The organism is Mangrovibacter sp. MFB070 (assembly GCF_000705335.1).
GTDB lineage: Bacteria > Pseudomonadota > Gammaproteobacteria > Enterobacterales > Enterobacteriaceae > Mangrovibacter > Mangrovibacter plantisponsor.
This window is the reverse complement of record NZ_JJMI01000019.1, coordinates 22,320-41,707: the sequence shown is the minus strand read 5'-3', so window position 1 is coordinate 41,707 and position 19,388 is coordinate 22,320. Positions and strand designations below refer to the sequence as shown.

Below are 19,388 nucleotides of genomic sequence, written 5' to 3'. Positions count from 1 at the left end.
GGCCGCGTATGCGGCCTTTTTTGTGAGCTTTTACACAACTCTGCATTATTATCTGGTGAATTGGTCATTTGCCCAATGCAAGGCATCAGTCTCTTCATTATGCTGTGCTGATGACGTACAGGAGGCGGCAAACATGGCAGGCTGGCACTTTGATACGAGAATGGCGCAAGAGATAGTCGCTCGCACCATGAAGATAATTGATACCAATATCAATGTAATGGATGCGCGCGGGCGGATAATCGGCAGTGGCGACCAGGAGCGTATTGGGGAATTGCACGAAGGGGCGTTACTGGTACTGTCTCAGGGACGCGTTGTCGATATTGACAATGCTGTCGCCCGCCATTTGCATGGTGTCCGGGAAGGGATCAACTTGCCCCTGCGCCTTGAAGGCGAAATAGTCGGGGTTATTGGGCTCACAGGCGAACCAGAGAACTTGCGTAAATACGGTGAGCTGGTATGCATGACGGCAGAAATGATGCTGGAGCAGTCTCGCCTGATGCACTTACTGGCGCAAGACAGCCGTTTGCGTGAAGAACTGGTGATGAATCTGGTTCAGGCAGAAACCATTACACCGGCATTAAGTGAGTGGGCTCAGCGGCTGGGAATTGACCTGGCGATGCCCCGAGTGGTGGCAGTGGTTGAAGTAGACAGTGGGCAGTTAGGGGTGGATTCTGCCATGGATGAACTCCAGCAACTGCAAACAGCATTAACCACACCTGAGCGAAATAACCTGGTGGCAATTGTCTCCCTGAGTGAAATGGTGGTACTGAAACCTGCACTGAATCAGTACGGGCGCTGGGATGCCGATGATCACCGGCGCCGGGTAGACGTTCTGCTGTCACGAATGAAAGAAAACGGCCAACTACGTTTTCGCGTCGCACTGGGAAACTACTTTACCGGAGAAGGCAGCATTGCCCGCTCTTACCGAACGGCGCGCACCACCATGATGGTGGGTAAACAACGTATGCCTGACAGCCGTAGTTATTTTTACCAGGATCTGATGCTGCCTGTTTTACTCGACAGCCTGCGTGGTGGCTGGCAGGCGAACGAGCTTGCCCGTCCGCTGGAGAAACTCAGAGCAATGGATAATAACGGGTTGTTACGCCGCACGTTAACTGCCTGGTTTCGCCATAACGTACAGCCGCTGGCAACATCCAAGTCTCTGTTTATTCACCGTAATACCTTAGAGTACCGGTTGAACAGGATCGCGGAACTGACCGGGCTTGATTTAAGTAGTTTTGACGACCGTTTGCTGTTGTATATTGCATTACAGCTGGATGAACAGCATGGCTGAAAAGGCTGGCATAACGCCAGCCTGAAGGTTATTTGCGGGTGAGTTTTTCCAGATCGGCTTCGATTTCGCTGATCTTGTTGGCAACCACACTTTCAAGGTGGCGCAGGTCGTCAAGAATCTTTCTTTTCAGATCGACTTCACTGCGATCGCGCTGGCAAATTTGATCCAACTCATCAATCACGTAACGGAGATTTGGGCTGATTTCCTGAATCTCTTTGTAACCCTGGCACACACTGTCTGACACAACTGTTTTACGCTGGCGTGGGTATTTGAATTTAACGCTTTTCGCGAAAAATTCGCCTTTATCCTTATGAAAATAGATCTTCAAAATATCATTATTCGCTTCCTGCCGGAGGCTGTAACGATCAATTTCATCAGGATTGGTAATACCCAGGCTTTTCAGATTATCGTACATAGCGGTACCCTCAGCGAATAAATAACTATTAGATAATTAACGAAAAAAAGTATTTTCGCCAGTGCCAGACACAAAAAAGGCAGGTTCTCCCTGCCTTTTTATCACCGCAATTAGTCGATAGTACGCAGCAATTCGTTGATACCCACTTTACCACGGGTTTTCGCGTCGACTTTCTTCACGATAACCGCACAGTACAGGCTGTATTTACCATCTTTAGACGGCAGGTTGCCAGAAACCACGACGGAGCCAGCAGGTACGCGGCCATAGTGAATTTCGCCAGTTTCACGGTCATAAATACGTGTGCTTTGGCCAATAAAGACGCCCATAGAAATCACTGAGCCTTCTTCAACGATAACCCCTTCAACAACTTCAGAACGGGCACCAATAAAGCAGTTATCTTCAATGATGGTCGGGTTTGCCTGCAGCGGTTCCAGAACCCCACCGATACCCACACCGCCAGACAGATGCACGTTTTTACCAATTTGCGCACAAGAACCAACAGTGGCCCAGGTATCGACCATTGTACCTTCATCAACGTAAGCACCGATATTGACATAAGAAGGCATCAGTACAGTGTTGCGGGCGATAAATGCACCCTGGCGAACGGCTGCCGGCGGCACAACACGGAAACCTTCTTTCTGGAAGCGCGCTTCGTCGTAATCGGCGAATTTCATCGGCACTTTGTCATAGAAGCGCGTTTCCGCACCCTCGATGACCTGGTTGTCGTTAATACGGAAAGAAAGCAGCACAGCTTTCTTGAGCCATTGGTGCGTTACCCACTGGCCGTCAATCTTTTCCGCAACGCGCAGCGCGCCGCTGTCGAGCAGTGAAATCACCTGGTTAATTGCTTCACGGGTGACGGTATCTACATTTACCGGCGTAATATCTGCACGGCGCTCAAACGCGGACTCAATAATGTTCTGTAGCTGCTGCATTGTTAATCATTTCCTGATGTTTTATGTGAATGACATGAAAAAAACTTCACTACACTTTATCGTTTGGATTGAGGCCTTCTGTCAACCGTTGTTGTACTTCTTGTTGCAGAGTGGCATCCAGAGCGCGCCGCTCGCTGGTGGCGACAATAAATAAATCTTCAACACGTTCACCAATGGTGGTGATACGTGCACCGTGTAATGAAATACCGAGGTCAGCGAAGACCTGGCCGACAATGGCCAGCAGGCCGGGCTGGTCTAACGCGATAAGTTCAATGAATGTGCGCCGGTCGGTATGCGTTGGCAAAAAGTTGACTTCAGTGTCTACCGTAAAGTGGCGCAGGCGGGCGGGTTGGCGCCGTGGCTGTGGTGGCTGCCAGGTCCGCTGGTTAACGGTTTGCTCCAGGCCCAGGCGAATTGCTTCGTGCCTGTCAGGTGACAGCGGGCTGCCATCGGGCTCCAGTACAATAAAGCTGTCCATTGCCATACCGTCGCGAGTTGTGAAGATCTGGGCGTCGTGAACACTGAGGTTGCGCCGGTCAAGTTCAGCACATACTGCGGCAAACAGATAAGGTCGGTCCGGGCTCCAAATGAATATTTCGGTACCGCCACGTGTCGCCTGTGGGCTGAGCAAAATCATGGGTTGCTTTAAATCGTGTTGTAACAAGTGGCGGGCGTGCCATGCCAGTTGATTTGGGGTGTGACGGACAAAATAGCTGGCCCGGCAGCGTGCCCAAATCTTATGCAATGCTTCTTCATCGATATTTTCCATGCGCAGTAACGCCAGGGCCTGGGCCTGGTGATTACGCACGCGCTCCCGCATATCCGGGGTATTTTGCATGCCCCGACGCAGTTGTTTTTCAGTGGCGAAGTAGAGTTCGCGGATCAGGCTTTGTTTCCAGCTGTTCCATAACGTCTCGTTGGTGGCACAGATATCGGCAACAGTCAGGCAAACCAGGTAACGTAAGCGGTTTTCTGTCTGAACTTCTTCAGCAAACTGCACAATGACTTCAGGATCCTGAATATCACGGCGTTGCGCGGTAACTGACATCAACAGGTGCTGGCGCACCAGCCAGGCGATTAACTGGCTTTCCCGGGAGTTAAGGCCATGGAGTTCTGCAAATTTAATGACATCCTGCGCTCCCAGAACAGAGTGGTCTCCGCCCCGGCCTTTGGCGATATCATGGAACAGTGCGGCAATCAAAATGAGTTCAGGATGGGAAAGTCTCGGCCATAACTCTACACACAGTGGGTGGCGCTGGCGGGTTTCTTCGTGGGAAAAACTCTCCAGTTTTTGCAACACTCGCAGGGTGTGTTCATCTACGGTGTAGGCATGGAATAAGTCGAACTGCATTTGCCCAACAATATGCGACCATTGGGGCATATAAGCGGACAAAACACTGTAGCGATGCATTGGCACCAGCCCACGGCTGACTGCGCCGGGGTGGCGCAGCATGACCAGGAACAGTTCACGTGCCTCGGCTTTGTAGCACAACGGCTCATTCAGATGCCGCCGTGCATGGCGCAAATGGCGCAAGGTCGTTGAGTAGATGCCGCTAATTTCCCGGTTACGCACCATGGTGTAAAACATACGCAAAATAGCGCAGGGGTCTTGCAGAAAAAGCGTGTCATCGCGCAAATCAATTAGCGTGCCCCGCAGTTGGAAATCATCATCCAGTGGGCGTGGCTTCTCGTTCGCATCAAGCGCAAGAATTGCTTCGTCAAACAGTTGTAGCAGCATCTGATTGAGTTCGCTGACATGCCGGGTTGCACGGTAGAAATCTTTCATCATATGTTCGACTGGCTCATTGCCTTCGCCCTGGTATTTCAGGCGTTGGGCAACACTGAGCTGGCGGTCGAACAGCAGGCGGTTATCGTAGCGGTTCAGTTCCAGATGCAGTGCAAAACGGATACGCCACAAGATATGCTGGCATTCATTCAGTTCATCGCGTTCGGCCTCGGTCAGAAATCCAAAACCGAGCATTTCATTCATGGAGGTTGCGCCAAAATGGCGGCGGGCCACCCATTGCAGTGTCTGGATATCTCGCAGGCCTCCCGGGCTGCTTTTGATATCGGGCTCCAGGTTATAGCTGGTACCGTGGTAGCGTTGATGGCGTTCATTTTGCTCATCAATTTTAGCCGCGAAAAATTTCTCAGAGGGCCAGAATCCATCACTAAAGACTTGTTTTTGAAGTTCGAGAAACAGCGCCACATCGCCTGTCAGCAGCCGTGATTCAATCAGGTTTGTGGCAATAGTCAGGTCGGACAGCCCTTCGAGCAGGCACTCTTCAAGGCTGCGCACACTGTGGCCCACTTCCAGCTTGATATCCCAGAGCAGTGTCAGTAGCTCACCGATTTTTTGTGACTGGTCTTCAGGCAGGCGTTCACGGCTTAGTACCAACAAGTCGATATCCGACAACGGGTGCAGTTCGCCACGCCCGTAACCGCCAACAGCTACCAGGGCAGTATCGGCGATAGTGTCGAACCCAAAGTGGGACCACAGGCGATCCAGAAGTTGATCAATGAATTCAGTACGGGCAGCAACCAGCTTCTCGACAGACACACCTTCATCAAACGCACTGCCCAACCATTGTTGAAAAGTATCCAGGGCGCTTTTTATGGGCTGGCATTCTAGTTGGCAACCAGGCCAGGAAGATGGGTAATCAGGTTGACCTGGGAGTAGAGGGAGGTTTGGCTCGATATACTGCTCGGGAAAACTATTGGTCATATGTGGTGCCCATAAAAAAGGCCGGCAAATGCCGGCCTGAGAGTAATGATAAATCGGCCTGAGCCGGTTTTTCATTTATTCATCGTGCGAAATAATGTTGGGGATGGTGTCATCTTTACGCAACGTAAGAATTTCGCAGCCGTTATCTGTAACCACAATAGTATGCTCGTATTGGGCAGACAAGCTTCTGTCTTTGGTTTTTACCGTCCAGCCATCTTTCATGGTCCGGATGCGGTAATCACCCGCATTTACCATGGGTTCAATAGTAAAGGTCATGCCGGTTTTCAGTACCACGCCGCCATCATCTGCATCATAGTGCAGCACCTGGGGTTCTTCGTGGAAAACACGCCCGATACCGTGGCCACAGTATTCACGCACAACAGAGTAGCCTTCGGCTTCAACAAACTTCTGGATTGCAGCGCCGATGGTACGCAGGCGAATACCAGGCTTCACCATACGCAGGCCCAGGTACAGACTTTCCTGGGTGATACGGCACAGACGCTCGCCCAGAATAGTGGGTTTACCGACGATAAACATTTTAGATGTGTCGCCGTGGAATTCGTCTTTAATCACGGTGACATCGATATTAACAATATCACCATCTTTCAACACCTTGTCTTCACTGGGAATGCCATGGCATACCACTTCATTGACAGAAATGCAGACAGATTTTGGGTAGCCGTGGTAGCCCAGGCAGGCAGAGACAGCTTTTTGATGATTTACGATGTAATCATCACAAATACGATCCAGCTCGCCAGTGGTTACCCCAGGTTTTACATGGGATTCGATCATTTCAAGAACGTCGGCAGCCAGGCGGCCAGCAACGCGCATTTTTTCGATATCTTCAGGGGTCTTAATTGAAATAGCCATTAATCAGGTCCGCAGATGCCGGGATTTCGGCAATAATTAAAGAAAGTAACGCTAATGTTATCAGGGCAGGCGAAGGAGTGCCAAATCGGGAATGATGAAGTAAAGAACCCGGCAACAACTATTGGAGTCCTTGCGTCATTTGTGGTATAAAGCGCGCCGGACTTCCGTGTCAAAAACGGACTACGGAAGATTTCAATCTCACTTTGTGTATAACACACACGTATCGGCACATATTCCGGGGTGCTCTTCGGGGTCGGTAATATGGGATACGTGGAGGCATAACCCCAACTTTATATAGAGGTTTTAAAACATGGCAACTGTTTCCATGCGCGACATGCTCAAGGCTGGTGTTCACTTCGGTCACCAAACCCGTTACTGGAACCCGAAAATGAAACCGTTCATCTTCGGTGCGCGTAACAAAGTTCACATCATCAACCTTGAGAAAACTGTACCGATGTTCAACGACGCTCTGGCTGAGCTGAACAAAATTTCTTCCCGTAAAGGTAAAATTCTGTTCGTTGGTACAAAACGCGCTGCAAGCGAAGCGGTAAAAGACGCTGCTCTGAGCTGCGACCAGTTCTTCGTGAACCATCGCTGGTTGGGCGGTATGCTGACTAACTGGAAAACTGTTCGTCAGTCCATCAAACGTCTGAAAGACCTGGAAACTCAGTCTCAGGACGGTACCTTCGACAAGCTGACCAAAAAAGAAGCGCTGATGCGTACCCGTGAACTGGACAAGCTGGAAAACAGCCTGGGCGGTATCAAAGATATGGGCGGCCTGCCGGACGCACTGTTTGTTATCGACGCTGATCACGAACACATCGCTATCAAAGAAGCAAACAACCTGGGTATCCCGGTATTTGCTATCGTTGATACCAACTCTGATCCGGATGGTGTTGATTTCGTTATCCCGGGTAACGACGATGCAATCCGTGCTGTCAGCCTGTACCTGGGCGCCGTAGCAGCAACCGTACGTGAAGGCCGTTCTCAGGATCTGGCTACTCAGGCGGAAGAAAGCTTCGTAGAAGCTGAATAATAAGGTTCGCTCTTTAAGAGCCCTTATTAACCAGGTATGAATAGTTTGGTTAGGGGGCCTGTCTCAGGCTCCCTTTTTTGTTTGAGTCCGGCCTGTCCGGCTTTATAAAGCCAGATAAGCTGAACGCTATACCCTTTTGCATTGGTGTCACAGTGGTGTGGTAAAACACATCTGAAAGCACTTGTTACAGGTGCCGGGTGTGGCTTCAACATGCAGGGTATATCTCCCCGCACGAGATAACCGAGGATTAGAAAATGGCAGAAATTACCGCTTCTCTGGTAAAAGAGCTGCGCGAACGTACTGGCGCAGGCATGATGGAATGTAAAAAAGCGCTGGTCGAAGCTAATGGCGACATCGAACTGGCAATCGATAACATGCGTAAATCTGGTCAGGCAAAAGCCGCTAAAAAAGCAGGCCGTGTTGCTGCTGAAGGCGTTATCCTGACTGCTATCGATGGCAAATTTGGTCTCGTTCTGGAACTGAACTGCGAAACTGACTTCGTTGCTAAAGATGCTGGCTTTAAAGCATTCGGCGAAGAAGTTCTGGCAGCAGCTCTGGCTGGCCGTGTTTCCGATGTTGAAGTTCTGAAAGCGCAGTTCGAAGAACAGCGTACTGCACTGGTTGCTAAAATTGGTGAAAACATCAACATCCGTCGTGTTTCTGTTATCGAAGGTGATGTTCTGGGTTCTTACCTGCACGGTGCGCGTATCGGTGTTATGGTTGCTGCGACTGGTGCGGATGACGAACTGGTTAAACACATAGCCATGCACGTCGCTGCCAGCAAACCAGAATACGTTAAACCGGAAGATGTACCGGCTGACGTAGTAAGCCACGAACACCAAATCCAGCTGGATATTGCCATGCAGTCTGGCAAACCGCGTGAAATCGCTGAAAAAATGGTTGAAGGCCGTATGCGTAAGTTCACCGGTGAGATCTCTCTGACTGGTCAGAACTTCGTAATGGATCCGAGCAAAACTGTTGGTCAGTTGCTGAAAGAGCACAATGCTGACGTAACAGGTTTCATCCGCTTTGAAGTGGGTGAAGGCATTGAAAAAGCGGAAGTTGACTTCGCTGCTGAAGTTGCAGCAATGTCCAAAAACTCGTAATGCCGGAAGGAGCCGTCTTAGGGCGGCTCCTTTTTTGTATCTGTCATTTTCAGAACTAAGCCACCCTAAAAAAATGTGATAATGCCTGCAACCGGCAGGGGAAAGCATGACAACAGGATGGCACTTGTCCGGCGAAATACCAGAACATTGAGGTGGCCTGCAAAAATCGGCCTGCTCTGATGTCCGCCGTCCTGAAATATGACAAATATTGTCACCAGATTATCCATTCCATTTGTTTACTGTCCCAGGAAAGAAACATGGCTACCAACGCAAAACCTGTCTACAAGCGCATTCTGCTCAAATTGAGTGGGGAAGCACTGCAAGGAGCGGAAGGCTTCGGTATTGACGCGAGCATACTGGATCGTATGGCTCAGGAGATCAAAGAATTGGTTGAACTGGGGATCCAGGTCGGGGTAGTCATCGGCGGCGGTAATTTATTCCGCGGTGCCGGCCTTGCTCAGGCTGGGATGAACCGTGTGGTCGGTGACCATATGGGCATGCTGGCGACAGTAATGAATGGCCTGGCTATGCGTGACGCTTTGCATCGTGCTTATGTGAATGCACGTTTGATGTCAGCTATTCCGCTTAATGGCGTGTGTGATAACTATAGCTGGGCAGAAGCAATCAGCTTGTTGCGTAATAACCGTGTCGTTATTTTTTCCGCGGGTACTGGTAATCCTTTCTTTACTACTGACTCAGCAGCATGTCTGCGTGGCATTGAAATTGAAGCCGATGTAGTACTGAAAGCAACGAAAGTTGATGGTGTGTTTTCTGCTGACCCGGTTAAAGACCCTTCCGCAACGCTTTATGAACAATTGTCTTATCACGACGTTCTCGACAGAGAACTGAAAGTGATGGACCTGGCCGCATTTACACTTGCGCGCGATCACAAATTACCCATCCGTGTTTTCAATATGAACAAGCCGGGCGCACTGCGTCGGGTGGTTATGGGTGAAAAAGAAGGCACTTTGATTACAGACTAATGTTCCCAGGGCCGGAATAGGGTACCATTCAGTCCAGAAAAGTTAGTTTGACGACAGGCAGCCATACGGGTGCCATGAATTTCACGAGACTATACTTAGGTCAACCACAGTAAGTGTGGGAGGAAACAGAAGTGTGGTCTGCCTGACAACCAGTTTTCAAGGATTCGTAACGTGATTAACGACATCAGAAAAGATGCTGAAGTGCGTATGGAAAAATGCGTTGAAGCATTTAAAAATCAAATCAGCAAAGTCCGCACAGGCCGTGCATCTCCCAGCCTGCTGGACGGTATCATGGTGGAATACTATGGTACGCCAACCCCATTGCGCCAACTGGCAAACGTGGTTGCAGAAGATTCCCGTACCCTGGCGCTGACTGTATTTGACCGCACCATGGGTCCGGCAGTAGAAAAAGCGATCATGGCTTCAGACCTGGGTCTGAACCCGAACTCCGCCGGGAGTGTTATTCGTGTGCCACTGCCGCCACTGACTGAAGAACGCCGTAAAGACTTGATCAAAGTCGTGCGTGGCGAAGCTGAACAGGCGCGTGTTGCGGTGCGTAACGTACGTCGTGACGCTAACGATAAAGTTAAGGCTTTGCTGAAAGAAAAAGAAATCAGTGAAGATGACGATCGTCGTTCTCAGGATGATGTTCAGAAACTGACTGATGCAGCAATCAAGAAAGTTGACGCAGCGCTGGCAGATAAAGAAGCAGAACTGATGCAGTTCTGATTGAATGACTTAGCGCTGCAAGAAAAAGCCGTGTCTGACTCACGGCTTTTTTGTCAGTAGTGCTTAGTTTCTGGGCACTGACTGCCTTTGCCACCAGGCAATCTGGCGTATCAGCCAGCATCGTTTTAGGGCAATTCAGTGATTTTCTCTGTTCAGCCTGTGTGCTGAAAGAGAGGGTACTGCAGGTGTGCTGCAGTCAGGAGCGAATCAGGTAACGATGTGCCTGGTCACTCAGTTCTACAACAGGCAACGCATGAAGCAATTGACTATTCTCGGGTCCACCGGGTCAGTGGGTAGTAGCACCCTCGATGTCATCCGCCATAATCCTCAGCAATTTTCTGTTACCGCGCTTGTCGCTGGCAAAAATGTCACGCGCATGGTTGAGCAATGTCTGGAATTTAACCCGCGTTTCGCTGTGATGAATGATGAGGAGAGTGCCCGTGCTTTGCGCCAGCAATTGCGGGATGCAGGCATCAAAACAGAGGTGCTGTCCGGCCCGCAGGCTGCATGCGAAATGGCGGCACTGGATGGCGTTGACCAGGTGATGGCCGCTATTGTTGGGGCTGCAGGCCTGCTGCCAACCCTTGCCGCAATAAAAGCAGGTAAGCAAATTTTGCTTGCCAACAAAGAGTCGCTGGTCACCTGTGGGCGTCTTTTCATGAATGCGGTGAAGCAATATGGCGCGCAATTGTTACCTGTGGACAGCGAACATAATGCTATTTTTCAGAGTTTACCGGAACCAATCCAACAAAATCTGGGATACGCTGAACTGGAAGAGTATGGAGTGTCATCCATTCTTCTCACTGGATCTGGTGGGCCTTTTCGTGAAACAGCGCTGAGCGACCTTGAAATGATGACGCCTGAACAGGCTTGCCATCATCCTAACTGGTCAATGGGGCGTAAGATTTCAGTCGATTCGGCCACAATGATGAACAAGGGACTCGAGTATATTGAAGCCCGCTGGCTTTTTAATGCCTCAGCACAGCAAATGGAAGTTCTGATTCACCCTCAGTCGGTGATTCATTCAATGGTGCGTTACCGTGATGGTAGCGTGCTGGCACAACTGGGCGAACCTGATATGCGTACACCCATTGCCCATACAATGGGGTGGCCTGGCCGTGTTAACGCTGGCGTGAAACCACTCGATTTTTGCCGTCTGAGCCAACTGACTTTCAGCCAGCCAGATTATTCACGCTATCCTTGTCTGCGCCTGGCAATTGATGCCTCTCAGCAAGGCCAGGCTGCGACAACTGCACTGAATGCAGCCAATGAGGTTGCAGTAGCGGCATTTCTGGCGAATCGTATTCGTTTTACGGATATTGCCCAGGTTAACAGCGCAGTGCTGGATAAGCTGAATGCCAGGGAGCCATTATCAGTTGATGAAGTGCTGGATGTCGATGCAGGTGCTCGTGAACTGGCAAGTAAACAGGTTAGCCATATTGGGGGCTGGCGTGGGTAATATTCACGCGCTAAATTCCGTGCCATTTGTGAGCATCAGGCTGAGGTGATATAGTCTGCGCCACCCGATAAATGTCTGAGTTTGTTTTTTTATCGGGTAAGCCGTGATTGAGCACGGCTTTTTTACGTAAAGGCATCAGTATTCCTGAGAACCGCTTAATCCGATTAGGGAATAAAACGCGTTATGTTGTCTGCTAACCAACCATTAAGCGAAAGTTTGCCTGAACATGGTGCCCGTCATGTCGCCATCATTATGGATGGTAACGGGCGCTGGGCGAAACGTCAGGGTAAAATGAGGGCCTTTGGCCATAAAGCCGGTGCCAAATCGGTTCGCAGGGCTGTAACGTTTGCCGCGAATAACGGCCTGGATGCATTAACACTGTATGCGTTCAGTAGCGAAAACTGGAACCGTCCGGCACAAGAAGTCAGTGCTTTAATGGAACTGTTCATCTGGGCGCTGGACAGTGAGGTGAAAAACCTGCACCGCAACAATGTCCGTTTGCGGGTTATTGGTGATACCAGCCGTTTTAATGCGCGGTTACAGGAACGGATCAGAAAAGCGGAGGCGTTAACTGCTCAGAATACTGGGCTGACGCTGAATATCGCCGCCAACTATGGCGGGCGCTGGGATATCATTCAGGGAGTGAAAGCGCTTGCTGCGCGCGTTCAGTCAGGCGAAGTTCTCCCTGAGCAAATTGATGAAGACATGCTGGGGCAACAGGTTTGTATGAATGAGTTGTCACCCGTGGATTTAGTGATTAGGACAGGTGGAGAACACCGGATCAGTAATTTTTTGCTCTGGCAGATAGCCTATGCTGAACTTTACTTTACCGAAGTGCTTTGGCCTGATTTCGATGAACAAGATTTTGAAGGTGCACTCAATGCCTTTGCGAGCAGGGAACGTCGTTATGGCGGTACAGCACCGGATGGCGAAAAAGCCTGATGGGGGTTGCTTTTGCTGAAGTATCGCCTGATTTCCGCATTTATTTTAATACCGGTCGTCATTGCTGCGTTATTCTGGCTGCCGCCCGCAGGGTTTGCCATTGTGACGCTGGTCGTGTGCATGCTTGCCGCCTGGGAGTGGGGGCAATTGAGTGGCTTTAAGAGCCGCTCTCAACGTGTCTGGCTGGCGGTATTATGTGGCTTGCTTTTAGCCCTGATGTTGTTTCTGTTGCCCGAATATCGCCATAATGCGCGTATTCCTTTGATTGAGGGTTGGCTGTGGCTTGCCCTGGGCTGGTGGTGTGTCGCACTGCTGCTGGTATTAACTTACCCGGCTTCTGCCACTTTCTGGCAGCGTTCACACATCTTACGCCTGTGCTTTGGCGTTGCCACCATTGTGCCGTTTTTTTGGGGCATGGTAGTTCTGCGTTCCTGGCATTATGATGACAACCATTATGCCGGGTCTGTATGGTTGTTGTATGTCATGTTCCTGGTGTGGGGTGCAGATTCAGGGGCTTACATGTTTGGCAAACTGTTTGGCAAGCATAAGCTGGCACCGAAAGTGTCTCCGGGGAAAACATGGCAAGGGTTTATTGGTGGTTTGCTGACATCCGCTGTTATTGCGTGGGTATTTGGCGCACTGGCCCATTTAGACGTTGCGCCGGTTACTCTGTTAACTTGTTCTGTTATCGCCGCACTGGCATCAGTGTTGGGTGATTTAACAGAAAGTATGTTTAAACGTGAAGCGGGTATCAAAGACAGTGGTTCGTTGATTCCCGGGCATGGCGGTATTCTCGACCGTATCGACAGTTTGACAGCCGCAGTTCCTGTTTTTGCCTGTCTCTTGTTGTTAGTCTTCAGGACGATTTAACGGAAGGTTTTATGCTCAGCATACTCTGGAATCTGGCTGCTTTTATCGTTGCACTCGGGGTTTTAATTACGGTGCACGAGTTCGGCCATTTTTGGGTTGCGCGGCGTTGTGGAGTCCGTGTTGACCGTTTTTCTATTGGTTTCGGCAAGGCATTGTGGAAACGGACAGATAAACAGGGTACTGAGTTTGTCATCGCACTTATCCCCCTGGGGGGATATGTCAAAATGCTGGATGAGCGCATTGAACCTGTTGCGCCTGAACAGCGTCACCAGGCTTTCAATAACAAAACCATCGCTCAGCGTGCCGCAATAATTGCGGCAGGCCCGGTTGCTAACTTCATTTTTGCCATCTTTGCCTACTGGATGGTCTTCATTATTGGTATCCCCAGTGTCTATCCGGTTGTGAGTGGCGTTACGCCAGATTCAATTGCAGCGCAGGCACAAATTTCACCCGGTACGGAACTAAAAGCGGTAGATGGTATCGAAACGCCTGACTGGGATGCCGTTCGTCTCGCGCTTATCAGTAAGATTGGTGATAGCAGCACGACGCTGCGTGTGGCACCTTTCGGTACAGATAAACAGCGTGATGTCACACTGGATTTACGCCAGTGGCACTTTGAACCAGACAAACAGGATCCTGTTCTTTCTCTTGGTTTTTTACCGGTATCACCACAAGTTGAACCAGTACTTGCTGAGGTCCAACCTCATTCAGCCGCGAGCAATGCAGGTTTGCAAGCAAGGGACAGGATCGTTAAAGTCGATGGTCAGCCATTGGAACAGTGGTCAGATTTTGTCAATCAGGTGCGGGATAACCCTGGTAAACCACTGCGGCTGGATGTAGAACGCAAAGGAAATTTGCTTTCTCTTACACTGATACCAGCGGTGAAAGAGAACAGTAGAACTAAACAGGCTGAGGGTTTCGCGGGTGTAGTGCCGCACGTTATTCCTTTGCCTGATGAGTATAAGACAGTGCGCCAGTATGGGCCGTTTGCCGCAGTCATTGAAGCCACGGGGAAAACATGGCAATTGATGAAGCTCACGGTCGACATGTTGGGCAAATTAGTAATCGGTGACGTTAAGCTGAACAACCTGAGTGGACCCATTTCTATTGCTCAGGGTGCCGGAATGTCAGCAGAGTTTGGGTTGATCTATTACCTGATGTTTCTTGCTCTCATCAGTGTGAATCTTGGGATAATCAACCTGTTTCCTCTTCCTGTGCTGGATGGGGGACACTTGCTGTTTCTGGCTATTGAAAAGCTTAAAGGCGCACCGGTTTCCGAGCGAGTTCAAGACCTCAGTTATCGGGTTGGTTCTGTTCTACTGATGCTGTTAATGGGGCTTGCACTTTTTAATGATTTCTCTCGGTTATAGAGAGACTCAGGTTAGGAAGAACGCATAATAACGATGGCGATAAAAAAGTTGCTCATAGCGTCGCTGCTGTTTAGCAGCGCTACCGTATACGGCGCAGACGGTTTCGTAGTGAAGGATATTCATTTCGAAGGCCTGCAGCGAGTCGCCGTTGGTGCGGCCCTTCTCAGTATGCCGGTGCGTCCAGGGGACACCGTCACTGACGAGGATATCAGTAATACAATCCGTTCACTGTTCGCCACCGGTAACTTTGAAGATGTTCGTGTTCTGCGTGACGGCGATTCTTTGTTAGTTCAGGTCAAAGAGCGCCCGACGATTGCCAGCATCACGTTTGCCGGTAATAAGTCAGTGAAAGACGACATGCTCAAGCAGAACCTTGAAGCTTCAGGTGTGCGTGTCGGCGAAGCGCTGGACCGGACAACACTGTCTGATATCGAAAAGGGGCTGGAAGATTTCTACTATAGCGTTGGTAAATACAGTGCCAGCGTGAAAGCTGTAGTCACGCCACTTCCACGTAACCGTGTTGACCTGAAACTGGTTTTCCAGGAAGGGGTATCTGCCAAAATTCAGCAGATCAATATTGTTGGCAACCATGCTTACAGTACGGACAGCCTTGTATCCCGGTTCCAGTTACGCGATGAAGTGCCGTGGTGGAACGTTGTTGCTGACCAAAAATACCAGAAACAAAAACTGTCTGGTGACCTGGAAACCTTGCGCAGTTTCTACCTTGATCATGGTTATGCGCGTTTCAATATTGATTCAACTCAGGTCAGCCTCACGCCAGACAAGAAAGGCATTTATATCACCATCAATATCACTGAAGGCGATCAGTACAAGCTTTCGGGCGTAACCGTTCGCGGTAACCTGGCAGGTCACTCCGCTGAAATCGAAGCGCTGACTAAGATTGAGCCAGGCGAACTCTATAACGGCACGAAAGTGACGAAGATGGAAGACGACATCAAAAAACTCTTGGGTAAATACGGCTATGCGTATCCGCGCGTACAGACAGTACCCGAAATTGATGATGCGAATAAAACCGTTAAGCTGAATATCAATGTGGATGCGGGCAACCGTTTCTATGTTCGCCGTGTTCGTTTTGAAGGCAACGATATCACCAAAGATTCTGTGTTACGCCGTGAAATGCGTCAGATGGAAGGTGCGTGGCTGGGCAGTGATTTAGTTGAACAAGGTAAAGAGCGCCTGAACCGCCTTGGCTATTTCGAAACGGTAGATACGGATACACAACGTGTACCGGGTAACCCGGACGAAGTTGACGTAGTGTACAAAGTTAAAGAGCGTAATACCGGTAGCTTCAACTTTGGTGTCGGTTACGGTACAGAAAGCGGCGTCAGCTTCCAGGTCGGTGTGCAACAGGATAACTGGTTAGGTACTGGCTATTCAGTGGGTATCAACGGTACCAAGAACGATTACCAGACCTACTCTGAACTTTCTGTCACTAACCCGTATTTCACGGTCGACGGTGTCAGCCTCGGTGGTCGTATTTTCTATAACGACTTCAAAGCTGATGACGCAGACCTGTCTGACTATACCAACAAAAGTTATGGTCTGGACGGCACGCTGGGCTTCCCCATCAACGAATACAATACGTTGCGTGCGGGTTTAGGCTATGTGCACAACGACTTGTCAAATATGCAGCCTCAGGTGGCGATGTGGCGTTATCTGGATTCTGTTGGCCAGAAAGCTGACATGACCTCCACTGATAACGACTACAGTGCGGACGATTTCACCTTTAACTATGGCTGGACATATAACCGCCTTGACCGTGGTTTCTTCCCAACTTCAGGTACGCGCGTTAACCTGAATGGTAAAGTAACTATTCCTGGTTCTGACAACGAGTTCTACAAAGTTACGCTGGATACACAAAGTTATCTGCCGATTAACGATGACCACACCTGGGTACTGTTAGGCCGTACTCGTTGGGGTTATGGTGACGGGTTGGGTGGCAAAGAGATGCCATTCTATGAAAACTTCTACGCGGGTGGTTCAAGCACTGTGCGTGGCTTCCAGTCTAACAACATCGGTCCTAAAGCAGTTTATTATGGCCCGAGCCAGGATAACTGTAGCTCCGCTGCAGTTTGTAGCTCAAATGATGCAGTGGGTGGTAACGCTATGGGTGTGGCAAGCCTTGAGCTGATCACGCCAACTCCATTTGTTAGTGAGAAATATGCTAACTCACTGCGTACGTCGCTGTTTGTTGATGCAGGTAGTGTCTGGGATACGCACTGGAAAGATACCGCAGAGATGCGTGCGTTAGGTATCCCTGACTATAGTGATCCAACTAATATCCGTATGTCTGCGGGTGTGTCCTTACAATGGATGTCTCCATTAGGCCCACTGGTCTTTTCTTATGCGCAGCCATTTAAGAAATATGATGGAGACAAAGCGGAGCAGTTCCAGTTTAACATTGGTAAAACCTGGTAATTGTTTCGGGCCCGGGATGGCCTCGTAGTGCAAAGCTCAGCCAGTCAGTTCATTTTTGGTGACTACTGGCTGGCAAAAGCGTACCTTCGGGTATATTTGGGACGGTAAGGAGTTTTATTGTGAAAAAGTGGTTAGTTGCAGCAGGTTTGGGTCTGGTCATGGCTGCATCTGCTCAGGCAGCAGATAAAATCGCTGTAGTCAACATGGGGAACTTGTTCCAGCAAGTTGCGCAGAGCTCAGGTGTTTCTAAATCTCTTGAAAATGAGTTCAAAGGCCGCGCCAGTGAATTGCAAAGCATGGAAAACAGCCTGCAATCCCAAATGCAACGTCTGCAACGTGATGGTTCAACCATGAAAGCCAGCGACCGTAGCAAGCTGGAAAAAGATCTTATGGCAAAACGTGAAGACTTCCAGAGCAAAGCTCAGTCTTTTGAACAGGATCGTGCCCGTCGTTCAAATGAAGAACGTGGCAAACTGGTTACTCGTATTGAATCCGCAGTGAAAAAAGTGGCTGCTGATGAAGGTTACGATGTAGTGCTGGACGCCAACACTGTTGCTTATACCAGCAGTGACGTTAAAGATATCACTGCAGATGTTCTGAAACAGGTTAAATAAGTCTCATGCCTTCAATTCGACTGGCTGATTTAGCCCAGCAATTGGATGCCGAGTTACACGGTGATGGCGACATCGTCATCACCGGTGTGGCATCGATGCAATCTGCCGGGGAAGGCCAAATAACCTTTATGGTTAATCCACGTTATCGCGAGCACCTGGCCCAATGCCTGGCTTCTGCTGTTGTGATGACACCGGATGATTTACCTTACGCAAAAAGTGCCGCATTGGTGGTGAAAAACCCTTATGTGACTTATGCGCGTATGGCTCAAATTCTGGATACAACGCCGCAACCTGCAAAAAATATTGCCCCAAGTGCTGTTGTCGATGCCACCGCGAAATTAGGCGAAAATGTGGCAATTGGCGCAAACGCGGTTATTGAGTCAGGCGTTGAACTGGGTGATAACGTAGTCATTGGTGCTGGCTGTTTTGTGGGCAAGAACACCCATATTGGCGCTGGCACACGTTTGTGGGCCAATGTTACGGTTTACCATGAAATTCAGATTGGCCAGTCCTGCCTTATCCAGTCCGGCACTGTGATTGGTTCTGACGGTTTCGGTTACGCGAATGAACGCGGCAACTGGATCAAAATTCCTCAGCTTGGCCGCGTAATTATCGGCGATAACGTTGAGATTGGTGCATGTACCACCATAGACCGTGGCGCTCTTGACGATACAGTGATTGGCCAGGGTGTCATTATTGATAACCAGTGCCAGATTGCACATAACGTTGTGATTGGCGACAATACCGCAGTTGCGGGTGGTGTGATAATGGCTGGTAGCCTGAAAATTGGTCGCTACTGTATGATTGGTGGTGCCAGTGTTATCAACGGCCACATGGAAATTTGCGATAAGGTCACAGTAACAGGTATGGGGATGGTTATGCGTCCTATTACTGAGCCTGGCGTGTATTCGTCTGGTATTCCTTTGCAACCCAATAAAGTCTGGCGCAAAACAGCTGCGTTGGTGATGAATATCGATGACCTGACAAAACGTCTTAAAGCCATCGAGCGCAAAGTTAATCAACAAGACTGACGTCACCCGCGCTGACACGGATGTTGCCCGATTATCGGCCTGCAAGCGATCTATTTAGGTTGCCGCAGGCCGTGTTATTATTGCTTTTTAGTATATTGAACAGGAAGAGTATTTTGACTACTGACACTCATACTCTGCACATTGAAGAGATTTTAGAGTTACTGCCGCATCGTTTTCCTTTTTTGCTGGTAGACCGTGTGCTGGATTTTGAAGAAGGCCATTTTCTCCGTGCCGTGAAAAACGTTTCCGTCAATGAGCCGTTTTTCCAGGGACATTTCCCCGGTAAACCGATTTTTCCAGGTGTGCTGATCCTGGAAGCGATGGCGCAGGCAACGGGTATTTTGGCATTTAAAAGCGTTGGTAAACTGGAGCCCGGTGAGCTTTACTATTTTGCAGGTATTGATGAAGCACGTTTCAAACGCCCAGTCGTACCTGGAGACCAGATGGTCATGGAAGTGACTTTCGAGAAAACACGTCGTGGACTGACCCGCTTTAAAGGCGTGGCTCTGGTTGACGGCAAAGTGGTTTGCGAAGCCACAATGATGTGTGCACGGAGCCGGGAGGCATAAT

General features: G+C 49.7%; 17 protein-coding genes. 13 read left to right on the top strand and 4 right to left on the bottom strand.

Annotated features, from left to right (window positions below):
* Nucleotides 1-133: 133 nt before the first annotated feature.
* The gene (locus DT73_RS06820) at nucleotides 134-1,294 is read left to right on the top strand and encodes a CdaR family transcriptional regulator (protein WP_036106035.1); all 1,161 of its coding nucleotides are present in this window, start codon (nucleotides 134-136) and stop codon (nucleotides 1,292-1,294) included.
* Nucleotides 1,295-1,322: 28 nt separating this feature from the next.
* Here DT73_RS06820 and DT73_RS06815 read toward each other — a convergent pair whose 3' ends face one another.
* From DT73_RS06815 to map, 4 genes are all read right to left on the bottom strand, one after another.
* Nucleotides 1,323-1,709 carry a DUF3461 family protein gene (locus tag DT73_RS06815; protein WP_036106032.1) on the bottom strand — a complete coding sequence of 129 codons (387 nt, stop codon included), beginning with the start codon at nucleotides 1,707-1,709 and terminating at the stop codon, nucleotides 1,323-1,325.
* Between the two features lie 110 nt (nucleotides 1,710-1,819).
* Nucleotides 1,820-2,644: a 2,3,4,5-tetrahydropyridine-2,6-dicarboxylate N-succinyltransferase gene (dapD, locus tag DT73_RS06810; protein WP_036106030.1), complete on the bottom strand. Its 825-nt coding sequence runs from the start codon at nucleotides 2,642-2,644 to the stop codon at nucleotides 1,820-1,822.
* A gap of 49 nt (nucleotides 2,645-2,693) precedes the next feature.
* Nucleotides 2,694-5,369, bottom strand: coding sequence for a bifunctional uridylyltransferase/uridylyl-removing protein GlnD (gene glnD, locus DT73_RS06805; protein WP_036106858.1), 2,676 nt, complete (start codon nucleotides 5,367-5,369; stop codon nucleotides 2,694-2,696).
* 75 nt (nucleotides 5,370-5,444) lie between these two features.
* Nucleotides 5,445-6,239 carry a type I methionyl aminopeptidase gene (gene map / locus DT73_RS06800; RefSeq protein ID WP_036106027.1) on the bottom strand — a complete coding sequence of 265 codons (795 nt, stop codon included), beginning with the start codon at nucleotides 6,237-6,239 and terminating at the stop codon, nucleotides 5,445-5,447.
* Between the two features lie 310 nt (nucleotides 6,240-6,549).
* Here map and rpsB point away from each other — a divergent pair, with 310 nt between their 5' ends.
* The 12 genes from rpsB (at nucleotide 6,550) to fabZ (ending at nucleotide 19,387) form a co-directional block, all read left to right on the top strand.
* Entirely contained in the window at nucleotides 6,550-7,275 is a 726-nt protein-coding gene (rpsB, locus tag DT73_RS06795) for a 30S ribosomal protein S2 (protein ID WP_036106023.1), read from the top strand.
* 254 nt (nucleotides 7,276-7,529) lie between these two features.
* The gene (gene tsf / locus DT73_RS06790) at nucleotides 7,530-8,381 is read left to right on the top strand and encodes a translation elongation factor Ts (RefSeq protein ID WP_036106021.1); all 852 of its coding nucleotides are present in this window, start codon (nucleotides 7,530-7,532) and stop codon (nucleotides 8,379-8,381) included.
* Nucleotides 8,382-8,638: 257 nt separating this feature from the next.
* The gene (gene pyrH / locus DT73_RS06785) at nucleotides 8,639-9,364 is read left to right on the top strand and encodes a UMP kinase (protein WP_036106019.1); all 726 of its coding nucleotides are present in this window, start codon (nucleotides 8,639-8,641) and stop codon (nucleotides 9,362-9,364) included.
* Between the two features lie 171 nt (nucleotides 9,365-9,535).
* The gene (gene frr / locus DT73_RS06780; RefSeq protein ID WP_036106016.1) at nucleotides 9,536-10,093 is read left to right on the top strand and encodes a ribosome recycling factor; all 558 of its coding nucleotides are present in this window, start codon (nucleotides 9,536-9,538) and stop codon (nucleotides 10,091-10,093) included.
* Between the two features lie 253 nt (nucleotides 10,094-10,346).
* Nucleotides 10,347-11,552, top strand: coding sequence for a 1-deoxy-D-xylulose-5-phosphate reductoisomerase (ispC, locus tag DT73_RS06775; RefSeq protein WP_036106856.1), 1,206 nt, complete (start codon nucleotides 10,347-10,349; stop codon nucleotides 11,550-11,552).
* A gap of 183 nt (nucleotides 11,553-11,735) precedes the next feature.
* Nucleotides 11,736-12,494: a (2E,6E)-farnesyl-diphosphate-specific ditrans,polycis-undecaprenyl-diphosphate synthase gene (ispU, locus tag DT73_RS06770; RefSeq protein WP_036106013.1), complete on the top strand. Its 759-nt coding sequence runs from the start codon at nucleotides 11,736-11,738 to the stop codon at nucleotides 12,492-12,494.
* Nucleotides 12,495-12,506: 12 nt separating this feature from the next.
* On the top strand, nucleotides 12,507-13,364 hold the full coding sequence (cdsA, locus tag DT73_RS06765; protein WP_036106009.1) for a phosphatidate cytidylyltransferase: 858 nt from the start codon (nucleotides 12,507-12,509) through the stop codon (nucleotides 13,362-13,364).
* An 11-nt stretch (nucleotides 13,365-13,375) separates the two neighbouring features.
* On the top strand, nucleotides 13,376-14,734 hold the full coding sequence (rseP, locus tag DT73_RS06760; RefSeq protein ID WP_036106005.1) for a sigma E protease regulator RseP: 1,359 nt from the start codon (nucleotides 13,376-13,378) through the stop codon (nucleotides 14,732-14,734).
* A 33-nt stretch (nucleotides 14,735-14,767) separates the two neighbouring features.
* On the top strand, nucleotides 14,768-17,173 hold the full coding sequence (gene bamA / locus DT73_RS06755; protein ID WP_036106002.1) for an outer membrane protein assembly factor BamA: 2,406 nt from the start codon (nucleotides 14,768-14,770) through the stop codon (nucleotides 17,171-17,173).
* A 119-nt stretch (nucleotides 17,174-17,292) separates the two neighbouring features.
* Nucleotides 17,293-17,787, top strand: coding sequence for a molecular chaperone Skp (skp, locus tag DT73_RS06750; RefSeq protein WP_036106000.1), 495 nt, complete (start codon nucleotides 17,293-17,295; stop codon nucleotides 17,785-17,787).
* A 5-nt stretch (nucleotides 17,788-17,792) separates the two neighbouring features.
* Nucleotides 17,793-18,818 (top strand): UDP-3-O-(3-hydroxymyristoyl)glucosamine N-acyltransferase, encoded by a 1,026-nt coding sequence (gene lpxD, locus DT73_RS06745; protein WP_036105998.1) that lies wholly within the window; start codon nucleotides 17,793-17,795, stop codon nucleotides 18,816-18,818.
* Between the two features lie 113 nt (nucleotides 18,819-18,931).
* Nucleotides 18,932-19,387 carry a 3-hydroxyacyl-ACP dehydratase FabZ gene (fabZ, locus tag DT73_RS06740; RefSeq protein ID WP_036105996.1) on the top strand — a complete coding sequence of 152 codons (456 nt, stop codon included), beginning with the start codon at nucleotides 18,932-18,934 and terminating at the stop codon, nucleotides 19,385-19,387.
* Nucleotide 19,388 lies beyond the last annotated feature (1 nt).

Coding starts and splice junctions, on each gene's coding strand:
- DT73_RS06820 (WP_036106035.1), top strand. CDS start 134: ATGGCAGGCTGGCACTTTGATACGAGAATGGCGCAAGAGATAGTCGCT.
- DT73_RS06815 (WP_036106032.1), bottom strand. CDS start 1,709: ATGTACGATAATCTGAAAAGCCTGGGTATTACCAATCCTGATGAAATT.
- dapD (WP_036106030.1), bottom strand. CDS start 2,644: ATGCAGCAGCTACAGAACATTATTGAGTCCGCGTTTGAGCGCCGTGCA.
- glnD (WP_036106858.1), bottom strand. CDS start 5,369: ATGACCAATAGTTTTCCCGAGCAGTATATCGAGCCAAACCTCCCTCTA.
- map (WP_036106027.1), bottom strand. CDS start 6,239: ATGGCTATTTCAATTAAGACCCCTGAAGATATCGAAAAAATGCGCGTT.
- rpsB (WP_036106023.1), top strand. CDS start 6,550: ATGGCAACTGTTTCCATGCGCGACATGCTCAAGGCTGGTGTTCACTTC.
- tsf (WP_036106021.1), top strand. CDS start 7,530: ATGGCAGAAATTACCGCTTCTCTGGTAAAAGAGCTGCGCGAACGTACT.
- pyrH (WP_036106019.1), top strand. CDS start 8,639: ATGGCTACCAACGCAAAACCTGTCTACAAGCGCATTCTGCTCAAATTG.
- ispC (WP_036106856.1), top strand. CDS start 10,347: ATGAAGCAATTGACTATTCTCGGGTCCACCGGGTCAGTGGGTAGTAGC.
- ispU (WP_036106013.1), top strand. CDS start 11,736: ATGTTGTCTGCTAACCAACCATTAAGCGAAAGTTTGCCTGAACATGGT.
- rseP (WP_036106005.1), top strand. CDS start 13,376: ATGCTCAGCATACTCTGGAATCTGGCTGCTTTTATCGTTGCACTCGGG.
- bamA (WP_036106002.1), top strand. CDS start 14,768: ATGGCGATAAAAAAGTTGCTCATAGCGTCGCTGCTGTTTAGCAGCGCT.
- lpxD (WP_036105998.1), top strand. CDS start 17,793: ATGCCTTCAATTCGACTGGCTGATTTAGCCCAGCAATTGGATGCCGAG.